This is a genomic window from Vibrio kasasachensis (assembly GCF_050337565.1).
GTDB lineage: Bacteria > Pseudomonadota > Gammaproteobacteria > Enterobacterales > Vibrionaceae > Vibrio > Vibrio kasasachensis.
The window spans coordinates 141,034-161,111 of the sequence record NZ_JAKJTB010000017.1 but is presented as its reverse complement, the minus strand read 5'-3'; the positions used below and the strand labels follow the sequence as shown (position 1 = coordinate 161,111).

The 20,078-nt window shown below is 43.5% G+C and carries 16 protein-coding genes; 7 read left to right on the top strand and 9 right to left on the bottom strand.

What is annotated here, in order from left to right; translation table 11 throughout:
• Both dnaK and L4C38_RS14960 read left to right on the top strand, forming a co-directional pair.
• Positions 1 to 1,860, top strand: a 1,860-nt coding sequence (dnaK, locus tag L4C38_RS14965; RefSeq protein WP_428798361.1) for a molecular chaperone DnaK, incomplete at its 5' end; no start/stop codon positions are given.
• A gap of 127 nt (positions 1,861 to 1,987) precedes the next feature.
• Entirely contained in the window at positions 1,988 to 2,875 is an 888-nt protein-coding gene (locus tag L4C38_RS14960) for a DnaJ C-terminal domain-containing protein (protein ID WP_428798360.1), read from the top strand.
• Positions 2,876 to 2,984: 109 nt separating this feature from the next.
• On the opposite strand, the gene L4C38_RS14955 is transcribed toward L4C38_RS14960, so the two are convergent.
• The 4 genes from L4C38_RS14955 to L4C38_RS14940 form a co-directional block, all read right to left on the bottom strand.
• A complete protein-coding gene (locus tag L4C38_RS14955; RefSeq protein ID WP_428798359.1) occupies positions 2,985 to 3,587 on the bottom strand; it encodes a sugar O-acetyltransferase in 603 nt (200 codons plus the stop codon).
• Between the two features lie 47 nt (positions 3,588 to 3,634).
• A complete protein-coding gene (locus tag L4C38_RS14950) occupies positions 3,635 to 4,204 on the bottom strand; it encodes a GNAT family N-acetyltransferase (protein ID WP_428798358.1) in 570 nt (189 codons plus the stop codon).
• Positions 4,205 to 4,449: 245 nt separating this feature from the next.
• Positions 4,450 to 5,157, bottom strand: a complete 708-nt coding sequence (locus L4C38_RS14945; RefSeq protein ID WP_428798357.1) for a DUF4336 domain-containing protein — start codon at positions 5,155 to 5,157, stop codon at positions 4,450 to 4,452.
• A 108-nt stretch (positions 5,158 to 5,265) separates the two neighbouring features.
• Complete coding sequence (locus L4C38_RS14940) at positions 5,266 to 6,204, bottom strand: LysR family transcriptional regulator (RefSeq protein WP_428798356.1); 939 nt, start codon at positions 6,202 to 6,204, stop codon at positions 5,266 to 5,268.
• 130 nt (positions 6,205 to 6,334) lie between these two features.
• Here L4C38_RS14940 and L4C38_RS14935 point away from each other — a divergent pair, with 130 nt between their 5' ends.
• The 4 genes from L4C38_RS14935 (at position 6,335) to L4C38_RS14920 (ending at position 12,582) form a co-directional block, all read left to right on the top strand.
• On the top strand, positions 6,335 to 7,648 hold the full coding sequence (locus L4C38_RS14935) for an MATE family efflux transporter (RefSeq protein WP_428798355.1): 1,314 nt from the start codon (positions 6,335 to 6,337) through the stop codon (positions 7,646 to 7,648).
• Between the two features lie 179 nt (positions 7,649 to 7,827).
• On the top strand, positions 7,828 to 8,331 hold the full coding sequence (locus tag L4C38_RS14930) for a hypothetical protein (protein ID WP_428798354.1): 504 nt from the start codon (positions 7,828 to 7,830) through the stop codon (positions 8,329 to 8,331).
• Between the two features lie 556 nt (positions 8,332 to 8,887).
• On the top strand, positions 8,888 to 10,537 hold the full coding sequence (locus L4C38_RS14925; RefSeq protein WP_428798353.1) for a methyl-accepting chemotaxis protein: 1,650 nt from the start codon (positions 8,888 to 8,890) through the stop codon (positions 10,535 to 10,537).
• A 395-nt stretch (positions 10,538 to 10,932) separates the two neighbouring features.
• The gene (locus tag L4C38_RS14920) at positions 10,933 to 12,582 is read left to right on the top strand and encodes a methyl-accepting chemotaxis protein (protein WP_428798352.1); all 1,650 of its coding nucleotides are present in this window, start codon (positions 10,933 to 10,935) and stop codon (positions 12,580 to 12,582) included.
• 58 nt (positions 12,583 to 12,640) lie between these two features.
• On the opposite strand, the gene pheT is transcribed toward L4C38_RS14920, so the two are convergent.
• Positions 12,641 to 15,028, bottom strand: coding sequence for a phenylalanine--tRNA ligase subunit beta (pheT, locus tag L4C38_RS14915; protein WP_428798351.1), 2,388 nt, complete (start codon positions 15,026 to 15,028; stop codon positions 12,641 to 12,643).
• An 18-nt stretch (positions 15,029 to 15,046) separates the two neighbouring features.
• The gene (pheS, locus tag L4C38_RS14910; RefSeq protein WP_428798350.1) at positions 15,047 to 16,030 is read right to left on the bottom strand and encodes a phenylalanine--tRNA ligase subunit alpha; all 984 of its coding nucleotides are present in this window, start codon (positions 16,028 to 16,030) and stop codon (positions 15,047 to 15,049) included.
• 250 nt (positions 16,031 to 16,280) lie between these two features.
• On the opposite strand from pheS, the gene L4C38_RS14905 reads away from it, so the two are divergent.
• The gene (locus L4C38_RS14905) at positions 16,281 to 16,763 is read left to right on the top strand and encodes a GNAT family N-acetyltransferase (protein ID WP_428798349.1); all 483 of its coding nucleotides are present in this window, start codon (positions 16,281 to 16,283) and stop codon (positions 16,761 to 16,763) included.
• Between the two features lie 17 nt (positions 16,764 to 16,780).
• Here the strand turns inward: L4C38_RS14905 and L4C38_RS14900 are convergent, their stop codons facing one another.
• From L4C38_RS14900 to L4C38_RS14890, 3 genes are all read right to left on the bottom strand, one after another.
• Positions 16,781 to 17,896 (bottom strand): GGDEF domain-containing protein, encoded by a 1,116-nt coding sequence (locus L4C38_RS14900; RefSeq protein ID WP_428798348.1) that lies wholly within the window; start codon positions 17,894 to 17,896, stop codon positions 16,781 to 16,783.
• Positions 17,897 to 18,068: 172 nt separating this feature from the next.
• Entirely contained in the window at positions 18,069 to 19,268 is a 1,200-nt protein-coding gene (locus tag L4C38_RS14895) for a hypothetical protein (RefSeq protein WP_428798347.1), read from the bottom strand.
• Between the two features lie 8 nt (positions 19,269 to 19,276).
• On the bottom strand, positions 19,277 to 20,077 hold the full coding sequence (locus L4C38_RS14890; protein WP_428798346.1) for an outer membrane lipoprotein-sorting protein: 801 nt from the start codon (positions 20,075 to 20,077) through the stop codon (positions 19,277 to 19,279).
• Position 20,078: the final 1 nt, after the last annotated feature.

Here is a 20,078-nt window from a genome sequence, read left to right as displayed (position 1 = left end):
TGTGTTGCTGTTTTAGACGGCAACAAGCCACGCGTAATTGAAAACGCGGAAGGCGAGCGTACAACCGCATCTGTTGTAGCCTACACAGACAGCGAAACGCTAGTAGGCCAACCGGCTAAACGCCAAGCAGTGACAAACCCAACTAACACGCTATATGCAATTAAGCGTCTTATCGGTCGTCGTTTCGAAGACGAAGAAGTTCAGCGTGATATCGAAATCATGCCTTACAAAATTGTTAAGGCTGACAACGGTGATGCATGGGTAGAAGCGCAAGGCCAAAAAATGGCGGCTCCTCAAGTTTCAGCTGAAATCTTGAAAAAGATGAAGAAAACGGCAGAAGACTTCCTAGGTGAAGAAGTAACGGGTGCTGTTATCACTGTTCCTGCTTACTTTAACGATGCTCAACGTCAAGCAACGAAAGATGCTGGTCGTATCGCAGGTCTAGAAGTTAAACGTATCATCAACGAACCAACAGCAGCAGCGCTAGCTTACGGTCTAGACAAGTCAGGCGGCGATCGTACTATCGCAGTTTACGACCTTGGTGGTGGTACATTTGATATCTCTATCATCGAAATCGATGAAGTTGAAGGCGAGAAAACTTTCGAAGTTCTAGCAACTAACGGTGACACTCACCTAGGTGGTGAAGATTTTGATAGCCGTCTAATCAACTACTTAGTAGACGAATTCAAAAAAGAGCAAGGTATCAACCTTAAGACTGATCCACTAGCAATGCAGCGCGTTAAAGAAGCAGCAGAAAAAGCGAAAATTGAGCTTTCTTCTACTACTCAAACAGACGTAAACCTACCTTACGTAACTGCAGATGCRACTGGTCCTAAGCACATGAACGTTAAAGTKACTCGTGCAAAACTAGAAKCTCTAGTTGAAGACCTAGTACARCGTTCACTTGAGCCACTAAAAGTTGCTCTAGCAGATGCTGAGCTATCAGTAGGYGACATCACWGAYGTTATCCTAGTTGGTGGTCAAACTCGTATGCCAATGGTTCAAGCTAAAGTTGCTGAGTTCTTCGGTAAAGAAGCTCGCCGTGATGTAAACCCTGATGAAGCAGTAGCAATGGGTGCTGCAGTTCAAGGTGGTGTACTTGCGGGTGAAGTGAAAGACGTACTACTACTAGACGTTACACCTCTGTCTCTAGGTATCGAGACTATGGGCGGCGTAATGACTAAGCTWGTTGAGAAGAACACGACKATYCCAACAAAAGCGAACCAAGTWTTCTCTACTGCAGAAGACAACCAGAACGCGGTAACTATCCATGTTCTACAAGGTGAGCGTAAGCAAGCGTCATACAATAAGTCTCTAGGTCAATTTAACCTAGAAGGGATCCAAGCAGCTGCACGTGGCATGCCACAAATTGAAGTAACTTTCGACCTAGATGCGGATGGTATCCTGCACGTATCTGCGAAAGACAAGCAGACTGGTAAAGAGCAGAAGATCACGATTCAAGCTTCAAGCGGTCTAAGCGATGAAGACATCGAGAAAATGGTTCAAGAAGCAGAAGCTAACAAAGAAGCGGACAAAAAGTTCGAAGAGCTAGCATCTGCACGTAACCAAGCAGACCAAATGATTCACGGTACTCGTAAGCAAATTGAAGAAGCTGGTGAAGCGCTTCCTGCTGATGAGAAAGAGAAGATTGAAGCTGCTATCACTGAGCTTGAAGAAGCACGTAAAGGTGATGATAAAGAAGCGATCGATGCGAAAGTTCAAGCGTTAATGGCTGCTGCTCAAAAGCTGATGGAAATTACTCAGCAACAAACTCAAGCACAACACGCTGAAGATGCAGATGCTGGAGATCACTCTAAGAACGACGATGTTGTTGATGCAGAGTTTGAAGAAGTGAAATAACGCCTAAGCTCAACTATTTGTTCTCTCTAGAGTAGCTGAGCGGTATAACAACATTGGTATTTAGGGCGTAAGAGGCAACTCATACGCCCTTTTCCATGGCAGTTAGGAATAAAAGTAAGAGGCTAACATGTCCAAGCGAGACTATTACAACGTGCTAGGTGTCTCTAAAACAAATTCAGAAAAAGAGATTAGAAAAGCCTATAAAAAGCTAGCGATGAAGTACCATCCCGACAAGAACCCCGGTGATGCAACGGCAGAAGATAAATTTAAAGAAATAAAAGAAGCCTACGAGACACTCACGGATACTGACAAACGTCGACAGTACGACCAATTCGGTCATGCTGCTTTTGATGGCAGTCGCGGTGGTTTTGGTGATCACTCTCAACACAGTAATGGCGGTTTTGATGATTTCTTTGGCGGCGGTTTTAGGCAGCAAGGTGGTGGATTTAGTGGCGGATTCGGTGGTTTTGAAGACATCTTCTCCCGAAGTAATCGCGTGCAAAAAGGGCAAGACCGAGAATTTACTTTAACCGTTGATTTTGTAGATGCAGTTCAAGGTGCTGAGAAAGTCGTCGAGTTACCGATCAATGGTGAACAGAAAAAAATCAACGTGAAGATCCCTGCGGGCATCAAAGATGGCGAAAAGATTCGATTTTCTGGTAAAGGTGGTATAGGCGTAAACGGTGGTCCAGCTGGTGATCTGTTGCTTGTGATCACCACTCGCTCACATGCTTTCCTTAAACGTGATGGAGATAACCTAGTCTGCACCACTCATGTTGACATGATCACTGCAACGCTAGGGGGCGAAGCAGAAGTTCATGTGTTGGATAGCCATTTTAAACTAAAAATTCCTACGGGCACGCAAAGTGGGCGCAAGTTTAAAATTCCAGGTAAAGGTGTCACCAACCGAAAAGGAATAACGGGCGATTTATTGGTCAGCATTCAAGTGGATACACCAACAAACCTGACCGAACAACAGCAAGATCTCTTGCAGAAATTTAGATCCACACTCTAAAGCTGCCCTTATCTTAAAGAAAACGGTCCAAATTCAGGACCGTTTATAAACTCACTACCGTATCTCAGCAATTGTCATGTTGCCGCTAGGACAAGAGTGAAAGAATCGGCTATATGCCATCAAACTTTAGGTTTCTAAAATAATACTCTTTATCTCTCTCGGAGATGTCTCTCATCACTCGGCATGGATTCCCAACCGCGACGACGTTTGCTGGTATGTCTTTCATCACAATGCTTCCCGCACCAATCACACTATTTTCGCCAATGGTCACTCCAGGGAGCACCACCACATTGGCGCCAATCCATACGTTATCGCAAATAGTAATGGGGATATTAAATTGAGCAACCTTACGACGTGAATCTGGGTCTACTGGGTGCCCTGCTGTTGTCAGTGTCACGTTGGGACCGATCATGACATGATTCCCAATCATTATTTTGGTGTCATCGACCAGAGTTAAGTTGAAATTTGCATAGAAATAATCGCCGATGACAGTGTGCTTACCCCAGTTCGCATGCAATGGGGGCTCGATATAACACTCTTTCCCAGCCCCACCCAATAAGCTGCGCGCCAACTCATCACGTAATTTAACTTCGCTTGGTCTTGAATGATTAAAATCGTAGAGAACCTCCAAGCACGCTCGTTGTTCTTCAAATAGTAATGGGTCATCACAATAGTAAATTTGACCACTGTGCATTTTTTTTCGGCAATCCATACTGCTCATCCCAGATGACTTAATTACTAAATTACTAAATTACTAAATTAACGCAGCGTACCTAAAGGTGTGCCGGATATGATGCTCTGCTTACCAATTTTATATAAACAGTGACATTGTAACTCGTGGTCTTCTGGTAACTTCGGGTGATTGAAGTCCATGCAAGTATTGACCATGCCTAAGCGTTTCATCACCATTTGTGACGGGATGTTTACTTTGGCGGTAAATGAGTAAACATCATCAACACCCAATACAAAAAAGGCGTAACGAATGGCTTGCTCAGCCGCTTCAGTTGCGTAGCCTTTATGCCAGTGTTGACTTGCCGTGCGCCAACCAATCTCGAGCATTGGTGCATTAGGGAGCCCACTTTCACCATCTTGTGCATTCAAACCAACAAAACCGATAAACTCACGCGTACTTTTGAGCTCTACCGCCCAAAAACCCCAGCCATTCTTATCAATCAGTGCGCGGATCCGATCAGCCAATTGAAAGCTTTCAGATTCCGTAAGCACGCTGGGGAAATATTTCATCACTTCTGGGTCGGCGCACATACGTGCAAAGTGAGGATAATCCGCATCCTGCCACTGCCTAAGTATTAATCGTTTTGTTTCTAACATACAGCCTCATAATTCGCTGGTTAACTTAGCTATATTCAGCTTTGATCCAGAAGAAAACTAATTTCATAACAATATGATAGCAGTAACGGTATTCGAAATTTAACGGTTTCTAATACTAAAGTAGAGAAAAGGGATACTCGACGCATAAATCTGCTTAATTAATACGACAAAAGATTATGGGCTGTCATCACGCAGTAGAAATGTCACAAAGCCATCTTTAAAACAACGTCATTCTGCTACCCTTCTCACTTATTGAGTTGATTCAGGTCTCCAAGCCAACCAAATGAATCGACGAGAAACGACTCCGCTTGCGATTCTATGATCTCACCATGGGACATAATAATTCGCTGTGGATGCCAAGAGAGAATCGTCAACATATGTTCGCGGGCGATCTTTTTATGAAATTGAAACGTCAATCGCCAGTCTAGTGGCATCTTTCCATTTGGTGAGAGTATACCAACTACTTTGGCGATGTTTCTTTGCAGCGGTTTAAATCTCTGTGGATCAAAGTTCTCAATCAGGTCCGTCACTATCAGCGTGTTCGTCTCTTTATGGAGGAAGACACTTTCTTGCATTACTGATGAACCAGTAAACAACAAATGCTCTATCTCCTCATCCCAAGGAAACGTCGCAGATTCCGCTAAAGAGTTTTCAAAACGTAAATCCTGCCTTTTTTTTATGACTTGCGCGGTACCGTAGGTAAGCGCCTGTGGATATTGTGCCTGCCATTCACCAACAAATAAGTGATGCAAATGATTAGGCGCGATAAGAAAACAAACATCGCCTAATTGATCTATTTGTTCTTTTAAATAAGGATTCAATGCAATTGGGCTGTGCACCCAAAGCCGACCGTCGTTTAAACGGATAACGGTCATACGAGTGGAGAAAGGTAACCCTAAAAACGGCACATCTTTGCCATCAAATATCCATACGTTGGGTTGAATCTCATACATAACATTTCCCTCTACACTAACGGTGATACTTCAGCATACACTTCCTTGTTAAGGATTGTTTTCGCAATCTTATTTGCCACACTAATGTATGATTAATAGGGATGGGCTTCACATTTTCCATTGATATTTCTCAGCTAAACGTAACAACCGCGTTTGCTCTTTCTCAAATAGACATTGCAGCCATTGCAGCAAGTCCGCAGAGATCTCGCTCTGTTGAGGAATATACGCAAAGTACTGCCACGCACTTGATCGAATAGGCGCCAAATTTGGAGTACGCAAATAGCCTCTTTCTAGTTCAGGTAACACCAGAAGCAAATCCGTTACGGTTGCACCATAACCCGCTAAACAAGCACTTATCGCCAGGTCCAAACTCACAAATGACGTATCTCGGCTTTGTTTTACACCGTTGTCTTGCTCCTGTGCGAGCCAAGCACTCCAATCTAGATGATCATCCGTTGCGTGAAGTCGGGCCATTGCCAATACTTCATGCAGTTCCTTATTACTTTGACCTTCGCTCAGAGTATAAATGGGCGCCATATACTCATCACGCAAAAATGTGGCTTTCGGGTGCCCTCGATACAGCTCGGGCTGCCGTGTATTAATGATCGCCAAATCGCTATGTTCATGGGTTAAATCCCAATCCCCTTCGATTAGCGGAATAATGACAATTTCATAGTCTGGGTACCTTTCATTGAGTTCCATTAGCCTTGGGATCAAAATTCGAGTAGCAAAGCTCACTGCACTCTTAATCACTAAACGTTTTTTCTCTGGCGCTGACCATTTTTCGAGTAATGCTTGCAGCTCTAAATAGTTGCTCCTCAGTACTTCAAACAGAGCCATGCCTTTCATGGTCAATTCAATTGAGCGATGTTTTCTTACGATCAGAACAACATTTAGTTCTTGTTCGAGGGATTTAATCTGCCGACTTACGGCGCTTTGCGTCACGTTCAACTCCTGTGCGGCTTGAGTAAAACTCAGTAGCCGAGCCACAGACTCAAACACCTTAAGACTGTTTTGACTATAAGGTAAATGGGGATAAGGCTTCATAATATAACTCACATAACTTCAACTCATAACAGATTGACATATTTATCATTTGATAGCGAAGCCGATTGATCGTTAAATTGGCGAAAATCGCATACCTATTATGTCTTTCGTCTTTTATTTCTGAGCACTTATGAGAAAAATTCTCTTTTTAGCATTCCCTCTTATCATCTCTCAACTTATCTCTATGGCCTTGGTATTAACCGATGTATGGATGATGTCTCGATTGAGTATTTCCGCTCTTGCCGCTGGTGGTCTAGGAGCCTCAATCTATAGTTTTGTTTTTATTGTTGCGAGTAGCACCGTGGGATGCGTGGCAAATCTAATTGCCATTGCTTACGGTCAGAGAGTGGCAAGACCTGAGTTCGGCAATCAACAAATTCGCTTTGCCCTTAAAGGGGCAGTGCTTTTAGCGCTGGTGCTTTCCGCAATGCTGTACGTCTGCTTTTCTTTTGGAGCGGATTTACTTCGTTTGGCCAATCAGCCTGAAGAAATTATTGCACCAGCAATGCAATACGTCGATGCCTTAAAATGGGCAATGCTACCGTCGCTACTACTACTCATCTTGCGCGGACTCACCAGCGTATTTGGTAACGTTCGGTCAATATTGCTGATGTCCGTAATGACGATATTGCTCAATATACCGATCAGCTACGTACTTGCATTTACTTTTGAACTTGGGCTCGCAGGCTTAGGGACTGGTACGGCATTAGCTTCAGCTATTGTCACCATCGCTTATGGTTACTGGGTGTTTACTCGTCCTGAGTTTGAATCGTTTGCACCATGGAAAAACCTAAACGAATACTCCGTTTCGCTGGTTAAACCCTTGCTTGCGATGGGATTTCCGATTGGATTAGCCGCTTTGCTTGAACACGGCTTGATTTACGGCGGTACTTTAATGGCAGGAACCGTGAGTATTTCAGCACTAGCACTACACCAGATTCTACTTCAGTGCCTTGGCTTTACGTGGAATATAAATTTCGGTTTATCTCAAGCTGCCGCCATTTTAGTTGGCCAAGATTTTGGCGCTGAAAATTATACTGGCATAAAAAAAACGGCGATTCGAAGCTTCACTGTAACCACTGTTATCAGTATTGTGTTAGCGGGAGGTTTTATGTTGTGGCCAGAATTTATCGCCGCTCTTTTCAATCTCGATATTCATCTTACTGATTTACTAATTTCAGTACTGTGGGTAGTGGCATTAGCCTTCGTGGTCGATGCATGGCAGTTGCTCGCCATTAACCTGCTACGCGGAATGAAAATTGTCATAGCGCCGACCATTATGACAGCTATTGGTTATTGGGTATTTGGCTTGCCTGCTGCTTGGTTACTACTTGAAACCTACCAACTAACCGGTATATGGGCAGGGATTGGGATTGGATTAGCGGTAACGGGTGTGTTGTTGCTAGCGCAGTTAGTGTGGTCGATTAAACGTCAACATGTCTAGCAACTCGGCATCAAAACCGTGAGGATTACGTTCTTGCGATGTATTTCAATATTATACCCAAAAAACTTGAAGATGTAGGTAGGCGGCAAGTAAAAAGTCCCCTGTGCATAGGTAAACTATGTGATTGGGGCGCACGAATACAGCCAACACCGCTGCAACTTCAAGTATGACGGGGATAGATGGCGAAATTGTTACGAATATCTGGTATTTTTTACCATAAACAACGCTTAGAAACCCAAATGAACGACACCGATATTGAATTTGAACACCTAATGATCGAAATCACAGCTCAACGCTGGACGATGGTTGAGCGTTTTCTACTGAGTTATTTCTGTTTTCGTGAAGGCTATGCTTCGAAATTAGGTAAACCGGATTGGCAAATGGCGAGAGAGCACTGCCCACGCTCAGGCTCGGTCATTACCACTAAACATGCGGAACTTGAGCCGTTAGTGCCGTTGGCGTCCATTATTGGTGAGCTAAAACGTTACCAACGTGATGGTGAATTGTCTCGCCAATCAGCAAGACGCATAATCCATGGCTTACTGCAGTTTGCGGTGATCAGTAAAACCGAAAAGCAACGATTAAAAACGATGGGGCTTTCCGATGCCATGCCCGCAGATTGGTATCACTCCATCGATAAAAATCCCAGTGCACGATTTCTTGCTGCTCGCATAGCTCTGTAGCACATAAACAACCACTTTGATTAAATTTGTAGTGATATTCCTTATCTATGCTAACCGTTTCTAGAATCAGAACTTCTGTCCATTTTTAGCGAGCAACTCTTGCTAACCGCCACACCTATGCTCGTATGGCTCGCTCAATCTGCCAGTAAAAACCAAATAAAAGATAAGACCAATATCTGTTGGCATTATCTTACTAATGTGCCCTCCCTCATCCATGCGTATCGTATGATTTCCATTTGATACAATGATGCCTTCAATCACATACAAGCACTATTTCCTGATCAGTATCTCGCCAACTAAATGGTATAATAAACCAATAAAATCAATAGCATAATCACCTAGGTGCACACTTTGCCCTTAGGTAAATTCTCTTTTTTTAGAAAATTTTGCGCCCTATCCCACAAAAATAGTTATTAATAATATTGTTAATCCGTTTTTACACAACAGGTCACACTATTTGATGGTTAATTTCAATATAACTACGCGCTTTCATAAGTGAATACACTAATTAAATCAACGCGTTTTCGTTGCAAGCTTTCAAACAGGACTCGGTAATATGTTGTTAGATAAAACCACTCTTAAAACACGGCTCATTTTAGCCGTACTCACGCCATGTTCAGCGTTACTCATTATTGCCGTTATGGGTCTCAACACTATGACTCAAATTCAAGGAAAAACAGAGTCTATCTACTTAGGGACAGCTGACCCGATGCGCTCCATGGCAGAGGTTACTTCTCGCATCCCACGTATGCGCGTCGGTATTGATATGATGCTTCTGCAACAAACCGATTACCTAAAAGACGGTAAAGGGGTAAAAACTCGTATCAAAGAAGCGAGAACAGAAGATATCCCTCAACTTATCGCCTCTCTAGAGCACGCCTTGTCAACGCAAGTTAACCCGCAAATGCAGCGAGATGTAAGATCACTAAAATCAGCAGCAGAGAGAATGATTAACCAAGAGCTAACGCCAATGCTGGAAGCTTTTGAGAGTGGGGACATGGCAACAGCAAGCCAAATTTACCGCGACAAATATGCGAACAGCTACGGTACATTACGTAAACAAGCCGACCAAATTTTAGACCGTCTACTAGTGGAAGCAAAAACTCATCACCAACAAAGTGAGCAAACAACTGCTTCAGCAAAATATGCCATTTATACCGCTATTACATTTGGTCTATTACTCTCGATTTTGATTTCATTTGTTGTAATTAACGGCTTAAGAAAAAAGGTCGAAACTTTAAAGCACAGCATGAATCAAGCTGCACAAAATCTTTCCTTAGATGCACGCCTTGATGTCTCTTCAAACGATGAACTTAGCGACGTAGGGCGCAGTTTTAATACTTTGATGGAGCGCATGCATCAGTCATTCGCCGAGGTCGCATCAAGCAGCTTTAAAATGTCTGAAGCGGCAGATAAAGTCGCACAACAAGCGCAGCATACTCAACGTATTTGTGTCTCTCAGCGTGATCGTACCACTCAAGTCGCTACTGCCATTAATCAACTAGGAGCTACAGTCGCAGAAATCTCGTCAAACGCAGCCAATGCCGCTGATGTCGCACTAGAAGCGAAAGAAGGGGCGAATACGGGTGTAAGAGAGGTATTAAACGCGAAAAATAATATCGATAACCTCTCAAACGGTCTTGATAATACGAAAATGGTGGTTAGCTCACTGGCACAACAAGTGAATGATATTAGCTCAATTCTTGAAACAATCCGCAGCATTTCAGACCAAACGAATTTACTAGCATTGAACGCAGCGATTGAAGCTGCGCGTGCTGGCGAACAAGGACGCGGTTTTGCCGTTGTTGCTGATGAAGTGCGTAATCTTGCAAGCCGCTCTGCTGAGTCAACTGAAGAAATTCAAGGTGTGATTAACCGTTTGCAACAAGAGTCTCAAAAGGCAGTTGAATCAATGAGTTTAGGTCATGAGCAAAGTGGGACAGTTGCTGAACAGGCAGAAATGGCGAACCAAGCATGGCAGCAAATTCACTCCTTCATTGAGAAGATCAACGACCAAAATACATTGGTTGCAACAGCAACAGAGGAGCAATCAAGCGTGGTCGAAGACATTAATCTCAATATTAGTGAAATCAGTAACTTGACCGATGAAACTGCCTTATCTGCCGATCAATTGTCTGCGAGTAGCGAAACTCTCAATGCGTTGTCAACACAACTTGAGACGTTAACTAGCAGATTCAAAATCTAATAAATCGTTCTATGTCAGCCTCATTAGAGTGCTAATTAAACAAATCCCAACGCATGTTAAACGTGCATTGGGATTTTTTGATCCAAGACGGAAAAACCACGAAAAACAACCACAATAACCACTAGCTCTACTTCATCTACCGTTGCCTCGCCAAATAGTAATCCACCAAATTCGAACCAAGCGGAAGTTTTTCTTATATTTATTGCGTACTCCATCCCATTTAATTAATTTATTAAAGTCGTTAATTCTACAACCCCCTTTATGTCACATTCTAGTGCAATAAAGTTTCATATAAATATAGCTTTAACGCAGGCGACTCAAAAATCCATAATCTAATATTGAGAGCCTTACATATCATCCAGCCTTAAGCTCTTCGCTTTCAAACAGGAAAACCCATGCTTTTAGACCAAACAACCATTCGAGCACGACTTATTTTAGCCGTTCTTTCACCATGTATAGCGCTGCTCGTGGTAGCATTTATGAGCCTAAGCTCAATGAATAAGCTTCAAACCAAAACAGACGCCATCTACCAAAATACTGCCGATCCAATGCGTGCCATGGCGGAAGTTGCATCACGAATTCCTCGCATGCGAGTGGGCATCGATATGATGCTTTTGCAACAAACTGATTATTTAAAAGATAAGAAAGGGGTAATGACTCGCGTCAAAGAGACCCGAGAAGAGGATATTCCACAGTTGATAGCTTCTCTCGATCAGGCCGTCGAGGCGCAAGTAAATCCGCAAGTGCAGCAAGAAGCCAAAGTGCTAAAAAAGGCAATGGAGCTGATGGTTTCGCAAGAACTGAATCCAATGCTTGAAGCTTTCGAGCGCGGAGACATGGCAACGGCTAGCCAAATCTATCAACAAAAATACGCAAAGAGTTATGGCTCTCTGCGTAAGCAAGCCGACGAAATTCTAAACAACTTGTTGCTTCAAGCGAAAACCCAACACGCGGAAAGTGAGGAAGCCTACCTTGCAGGAAAATATGTTTTATTGACCGTTATTATTGTCGGTCTAATCATTTCATTTGCTATTGCTTTCTTAGTCGTTAGTGGCTTGAGAAAGAAAGTCGATTCGTTAAAGCAGAATATGAATCAGGCAGCGCAAAACCTTGCCCTAGACTTACGTCTCGACGTTTCCTCCAACGATGAACTAAGCGATATTGGTAGAAGCTTCAATACACTAATGAGCCGTGTTCATGAGTCGATAACTGAAATAATCTCAAGCAGCCACCAAATGTCTGAAGCCGCAGAGAAATTATCACATCAGGCTCAGCAAACACAGCAAATTTGTGTTGCTCAACGTGATCGAACAACACAAGTTGCGACAGCTATAACCGAGCTTGGTGCCACCGTTGGTGAGATTTCTTCTAACGCAGCGAGTGCCGCAAATGTTGCGAAGGATGCAACACTAGAAGCAAACTCAGGCATGAAAAACCTCGAAGAAACAACCGGTGCAATTGAGTTTTTATCTCAAGAAATTGATGGCGCGAAGAACGTCGTCAGTACCCTAGCCATTCAAGTTGAAGATATCAGTTCAATCTTGGAAACCATTCGTAGTATCTCTGAACAAACTAACTTACTCGCTCTAAATGCAGCGATTGAGGCTGCACGCGCAGGTGAGCAAGGGCGTGGATTTGCGGTGGTTGCCGACGAAGTTCGAAACCTAGCTAGCCGCTCTGCTGAATCCACAGAAGAAATTCAAGGGGTGATTAACCGCCTACAGCAAGAATCAAGCAATGCGGTTGATTCAATGTCTCGAGGGCATGACCAGAGTTTAGTCGTAGTTGAGCAATCTGAAGTGGTGAGCAAGTCACTGCAACAAATAAATACATTTATTGATATGATCAACGATCAAAACACGCTCGTTGCAACGGCAACAGAACAGCAATCAATCGTTGTGAACGACATCAACGTGAATATTAATGAAATTAGTAGCCTAACCGATGAAACAGCTCAATCCGCGGACCATCTATCTGACAGCAGCGAAACGCTTAACGCACTTTCCACTCAACTTGAAGAACTAGCTAAGCGCTTTAAGATTTAGCCTCTAAACAAAAAAACCTGCCTATTCGGCAGGTTTTTAGTTTCAATCAATGTGAGAATTAGTCGCGAAGTGAAGCGTCAAATTTCTCTGATACATGAGCAACGATAGCTTCTACTGCACCAGCAATATCCGCATCTTCAAGTGTACGCTCTAATGATTGTAACGTTAGCGCAATAGCTAAGCTCTTCTTGCCTTCTTCAACACCTTTGCCGACATAAACGTCAAACAGTTTCGCGTCTTTTAGGAACTCGCCGCCTTGCTCTAGGCAAGCCTCTACGATATCACCTGAAGCTACTGTTTCGTCGACCACTACTGCGATATCACGACGGTTTGCAGGGAACTTCGATAGTGCAGCTGCTTCTGGAATTACGCGAGTGTTGATCGCGGACCATTCAATTTCGAATACGATTGTACGACCATTCAAGCCAAACTTACGCTCAAGCTCTGGATGTACTGTACCGATGACACCAACCGGGTTGCCATCAACAATGATTGCCGCTGATTGACCAGGGTGAAGCGCTGGGTGTGTCACTGCTGTAAATGAGTAAGCTTGTTCGTTTGAAGTTAGCTCAAGAACCGCTTCTAGATCCGCTTTAAGATCAAAGAAATCAACAGTGTTCGTTGCAATGTCCCAGTGCTCTTCGCTGCGTGTACCAGCAATCACACCAGCCAGCATTGGTTCTTGAAGCATACCGTTTTCAGCCGTTTCACACGGGACAAAACGCAGACCATACTCGAATAAACGAACGCGAGGCTGCTGACGTTTTTGGTTGTGAACCACTGTATTCAATAGACCTTGAATAAGACCAAGACGCATTGCTGACATGTCTGCCGAAATTGGATTTGGCAGGACAAGTGGTGCAACATCTGGCACAGTCAGCTTTTGTTGCTCAGGCTCTACAAAGCTGTAAGTAATCGCTTCGTGGAAACCGCGATCAACAAGTAAATCACGTACACGTTTTAGCGGTTGATCCGCTTCAACGTGGTTGTTCATTTTAAGCGCTGCCACTGGATGTTGATTAGGGATGTTATTGTAGCCGTAGATACGACCAACTTCTTCAATCAAATCTGGTTCGATTGCGATATCGAAACGCCACGTTGGTGCGGTTGCAATCCAACCTTCTGCATTCGCTTCAACAGCCATACCTAAGCGTTCTAGAATTTCAACAACGTCCGCATCAACAATATGGTGACCAAGTAGGTTGTCTAATTTTGTACGACGCAATAACACTTTCTTAGCTTGTGGTAGATCAGCTTCAGATTCAACCGCAACGATAGGAGCAACTTCACCACCACAAATTTCAACAAGTAGCTGAGTAGCACGCTCTACTGCGTTAAATTGTAATGCGTAATCAACACCACGCTCGAAGCGCATTGAAGAATCAGTGTGTAGACCGTAGCTACGAGCACGACCACGGATATGGTCTGGAGCAAAGAATGCACATTCAAGTAGAACATCTTTAGTTTCAGTCGATACGCCTGAACCTTCACCACCAAAGATACCTGCGATAGCAAGTGTTTTGCTATGGTCAGCGATAACTAAAGTGTCTGCGTTTAGCTCTGCTTCGTTGCCGTCTAGTAGAGTTAGCTTCTCGCCTTGCTCAGCCATACGTACCACGATACCACCATCGATGGTCGCTAGATCGAACGCGTGCATTGGTTGACCTTGCTCTAACATCACGTAGTTTGTCACGTCTACTACAGGGTCAATTGAACGCATGCCGCAACGGCGTAGTTTCTCTTGAATCCAAAGTGGTGTTGGAGCTTGTACGTTAACATTTTTGATCACACGACCAAGGTAACGAGGACAAGCTACTGGCGCTTTAACTTCGATAGAAACTGTATCGGTAATGGTTTCAGCTACTGTTTCTACAGTAGGCTCAGTTACGTCGGCACGGTTTAACACGCCAACTTCACGAGCTAGACCACGAATGCTGAAACAGTCAGCGCGGTTTGCTGTTAGATCAACATCTACCGTTACGTCATCTAATGCTAAAAATTCACGGAAATCTGTACCAATAACTGCGTCTTCTGCTAGTTCCATTATGCCATCAGACTCAACATCAATACCGAGTTCAGTAAATGAACAAAGCATGCCGTGAGACGGTTGACCACGAAGTTTTGCTTTTTTGATTTTGAAATCACCCGGTAGAACAGCACCTACTGTCGCTACCGCTACTTTTAGACCTTGGCGGCAGTTGGCTGCGCCACATACGATGTCTAGAAGCTCTTCTTCACCCACGTCGACTTTTGTAATGCGCAGTTTGTCCGCATCTGGATGTTGACCACATTCTACAACGTGACCAACTTTTACGCCGTTGAAAGTGCCAGCTACAGGAAGAACGTCGTCAACCTCTAGGCCAGCCATGGTGATTTGATGTGTTAGTTCGTCAGTGGTAATCGCAGGATTCACCCACTCACGAAGCCATGATTCGCTGAATTTCATTGTGATAGATCCCCTGGATTACTTAAACTGTTTTAGGAAACGAAGGTCGTTTTCAAAGAACGAACGCAGATCGTTTACACCGTAGCGAAGCATCGTTAGACGCTCGATACCCATACCGAATGCAAAACCAGAGTATTTCTCAGAATCAATACCTACGCTACCAAGTACGTTCGGGTGAACCATACCGCAGCCTAGAACTTCCAACCACTTACCGTTTTTACCTTTCACGTCTACTTCTGCTGAAGGCTCAGTGAACGGGAAGTAAGATGGACGGAAACGCACTTCTACTTCTTCTTCGAAGAAGTTGCATAGGAAGTCATGCAAAATGCCTTTTAGCTGTGCGAAGTTTACGTTTTCATCAACCAGAAGACCTTCCACTTGGTGGAACATTGGCGTATGCGTTTGATCGTAGTCATTACGATATACGCGTCCCGGCGCAATGAAACGGAATGGTGGTTTACCATTTTCCATTTTACGGATCTGTACGCCAGAGGTATGAGTACGAAGCATCAAGTCTGGGTTAAAGAAGAAAGTGTCGTGATCAGTACGCGCTGGGTGATCGGCTGCGATGTTCAGAGCATCGAAGTTGTGGAATGCATCTTCGATCTCAGGACCTGCTTCAGTATTGAAGCCCAGCTCACCAAAGAACTGTTCAATACGCTCAACAGTACGAGTAACAGGATGTAGACCACCATTCTCAATACGACGACCTGGTAGAGTTACGTCGATTGTTTCAGCTGCTAATTTCGCTTCTAACTCGGCACTTTGCAGTGCATCTTTACGAGCCGCGATTGCTTGCTGTACTGCGCCTTTCGCTTTGTTGATCTCTTGACCAGCTTCACGGCGCTCTTCTGGTGGCAATTTACCTAAGGTTTGAAGTTGAACAGTTAGCTCACCTTTCTTACCTAGGTACTGAACACGCACTTCATCAAGTGCGACTAGCGATTGCGCAGCTTCGATTGCTGTGCTCGCATTAGCAATGATCTCTTCTAGATGTTGCATCGTTTCCTCATCTACCTATGCCCTAGCTCGAGATAAACTCAGATACAGTGGCATAAGTGGTAGTGTCCATAAGCGTCCCGACAGGGATCTTGGGGCTTTAAATAGCTATACATAGTAACGAATGCCAAGTCTAAATCCAATCTGAAATCACGAATCTCACCGCCTTTGCGTGAAAATTCAGCTCTAATGTTGATTGTTAGTAGTTTCACACCCATATCAACAACACAATACAAACAAAAAGGAACAGCAAATGTCGTTAGTTATTTCTCCAATCACTAAAGAGTACAATCACGAAATTTGCCAAATAATCAAAGCGGTAGGTAAAGAGTTTGGTGCGATCGGTGAGGGCTTTGGTCCTTCAGATCCTGAAGTGACCGCGATGAGTGAGTTTTACAGCTTAGAAAACAAAAGTTTGTATTTGCTTGCCAGCTTAGATGGCAACATTGTTGGTGGGTGTGGGCTTGCACCTTTTAATGGTTCAGCTCAAATATGCGAGCTTAAAAAGCTGTTTTTGTTACCACATGGACGGGGATTAGGGCTAGGTAGACAACTGAGTGAGCATTGCCTAAAGTTTGCCCAGCAACAAGGATTTAATCAATGCTATCTTGATACGCTAAGTTCAATGACATCTGCGATTGCTTTATACGAAAAACTGGGCTTTTCGCACCTAGAAGAACCGATGGTCGGTACTGAACATAACGGCTGTGATGTATGGATGATAAGATCAGTCTGAATCTTTTCATCTGATGCCTATTCAGTACTTAACCAAGCAGACACACGATCTCTCCCTTCTGATTTTGAACGGTAAACGGCATTATCGGCTGCTTTAATTAAACTGTGATAATTTCTCATTTCATCATCACGCTGGGCAACTCCCACGCTGATACTGCCATACCAAAATGCTTGTCCTAAATCCAATTGCAGTTCAGAGATAGACTCTTGCGCCTGACGAGCCACGTACATCCCACCAACTTGGTCGGTATTGGGGCAAATAATAAAGAACTCATCACCACCGAGACGACAAACCACATCATCATTACGGAAATGATGCCTAAGCATCGTGGCTATTTCCTGCAAAACCAAATCACCCGCATCATGCCCCGCAGTATCATTAACCTCTTTAAAGTTGTCCACGTCGATCATTATCGCCACCAGCGGTTCATTTTTAACCACCGAAATTTCCCACAATTGATTAAGTTGGCGCATCGCAAAGCGACGATTAGGTAACTGAGTCAATGAATCCGTTAATGACAACTCTTCAAGTTGTTTATTGGCCATCACCAATTGTTGGGTTCGCTCGTCAACCATATCTTCCAAGCGTTGATTAAGATCGAGCAACGCTTTATTTCGTTCCGACACTTGTTCAAACAAACCTTTTAGAGCGGCGAGCAATGGCTCCGTACTGCTATCTTGCGATTTTTCTTCTTCTTCGTAAGCAATTTGTGGATCAACGCCAGCCTTAATTTTTGCCAACTGGCGCGACATGTTCTTATCAATGCCTAGAATATGATATGCTAACCAATGAATAAGGAAGTTAAGTAGCAATTCCGAACCTTGTTTATCCTCTTCTGAGACAAATGCTTGCATGCTGATGATCTCAGTCATAAATGCGCGATGAACTTTGATGTGTTTTTCTAGATGAAGCGGATGAATGCCAGTTTTGCGCATTAACGCTTCTTCTTCACAAAAATGGAACTCTGAATATTGGGAAAGTTCGAAAAGGATGAGTTGAAGGTCTTGGGTGGAAATATTGTTTTCGGCGACCAGAACACCATAACGATTAATGATATCAACAAGAAATTGATGCTGCTCATCCACTTCATCGATGCCCGTTTCAAAGCAACTGCCCCATTGGAATGAATTCATTGGCAAACCTCTAATATTTGGACACTTTTTATGCCATCAATTTCTCATTAAGTTTTAACATTCTATCCAAATTAGTGTAATAACTCATACTTTATTATAAAAAAAGGGAGCTCGATCTGCTCCCTTAGTTTATTTTTATACTCAAACTAATTTATATCAAATATAGGCATATCTAAAAGTAATATTCTAACGATAATTCAACAAAATCATCTTTTCGCCCAAAATAGAGTAAATCTGTTGGAGTATTATTTTCAAATAGCCAAGCATCTAAGCGCCATTTGAGGTGATTATTTAGTCGACTTGTTGCCTCCAATTTAGCGTTGAAAACGTCGCTATGATCTAAATCTTGAGTGACTCCGAATAGAAACTCGGTTCCTGCTTCGTCATTAAGTACAAAGCGGCTGCCAGCAAACAGATCATTTTGCGCTATGGTTTGTGCATTATTACCGCGACTGTCGTATAGATACTCAGAGATCAATCCTATATCCCAGATTGATCCGAATACACCGACCCATGTATATTCAAAGCCACCAACTAAGCCAGTATGATGGTCAAAACTGTCGCGATAGACACCTTCAAACTTCCATAGCCAATCACCGATAATTCCCTGAATATCAAGCCCCACTTGCTTTGACTGAGCATAATATGGAGCGAGAACTTGCCCCGTACCTTGTTCAACAACTTGATAGAATGGATCTCGATTCGTTCCTTGGAAATAACTCAAGCCAAGGTCCCAATCATCCAGCATTACGCTATACCTCAACGCATAATCAATATGTTGCTGCTCGCGCGTGGACTCGTAGATAGCTGGACCTGAAACAGGGATAAGTGGACGTAAGCGTCCATCTTCACCGGCAAACGTGCGCTCTCGGAAATATGGTAACAACAGCACGTCAACAGTGCCCCACTCTTTTATTGCAGAGAAATGCACCATGGGCTGGCCAAGCTTATCTTCACCATCAACCGATTCAATTTGATCTGTTTGGTTAACGACATCAACCAAGTGAGCGGACTCTGTCACTCCCCAAAACACTTTGCTGATACCGATTCGCAGTTCATAGTCATCCCAATAGGTCAGATACAAGGCTTCACGAATATCACCGTGGCTACGTTCGCTATCTAAGCTGTCGTAACGGTAAAATGGGGTAAAGGTAAAACTGGCTTCACCACCAAATAGTTCCCAATACAGCTCTGGCTGTGCCACCAATGAAGTTTGTTCATTGCTTTGCCCTTGTAAACCGTCGCTAATAAACTGACGGTGTTCAAGGTTAATTTGCCCAGCAAACTCAACAGCGTTCGCAGTAGAAACGAGTGCAGCGAATAAAAAACCACTGGCTATTTTATTGTGTATAGAGATACCACTTTGCCTCATGCTCCCCCCTACCTAACACGTTTAAGAACATTCTTTTGGAAGTCTTTCTCCGTTAGCCCTGTTTGAAACTCCAAAGCGCTAGTTTTCAGTTCGGTACTCTTTCCAGACAGGTGATTAACCATCACCATCTTATGCGCTCGCCAGTACTTACTTAGATACTGCTGGTAGTCACTAAAGGTAAGGGTTTTCAATATCGCACCACGTCGATCATAAAATTCGACTTTAAGCGGTCGATAATGCTCGCTATCAAGCCAAGTAATTTGCTTGGTATAACCAGAATGCTTATCTGTGGGGATCTGCTCTAAAACAAAGGTTGATACGTCGCCTAATCGCTCATCTTTAACAAAGCTGAAGCTGTATTTTTCTAGTTCAAACGAACTGAGATCTTCGTATGAAAATTCACTGCCCATAAAGGGACCCGACTTATTGCGCGATGAGATGCGCTTTACGCGCTTTAACGCTGGAAGATATAACCATTGATCATCAGCTTCTGAAATATGCGAATGATTCAAAAATGCGGTACCTTTTACATCCCTAGGCTGGTCAAAAATGGTCAAACCTTTGTCACCATCACCATGCATTTCAAAATTTTTCAAACGCATCAAACGCGTACTGCTGGCTCCTTGCGAGTCGGTGAGTATCATTTCCATCGTTGCGATAGAGTCACCCCATCCTTCGTCTCGAGCTTTACGCTCTTTGGCAATCTCAAGACCTCGCTCAACATTTGCATATACCATATTACTTAAACTAACCGCAGCTATCGAAGCCAGCGCGAGAGTTTTGACCCATTTTTTAGCCATCATTTTCATT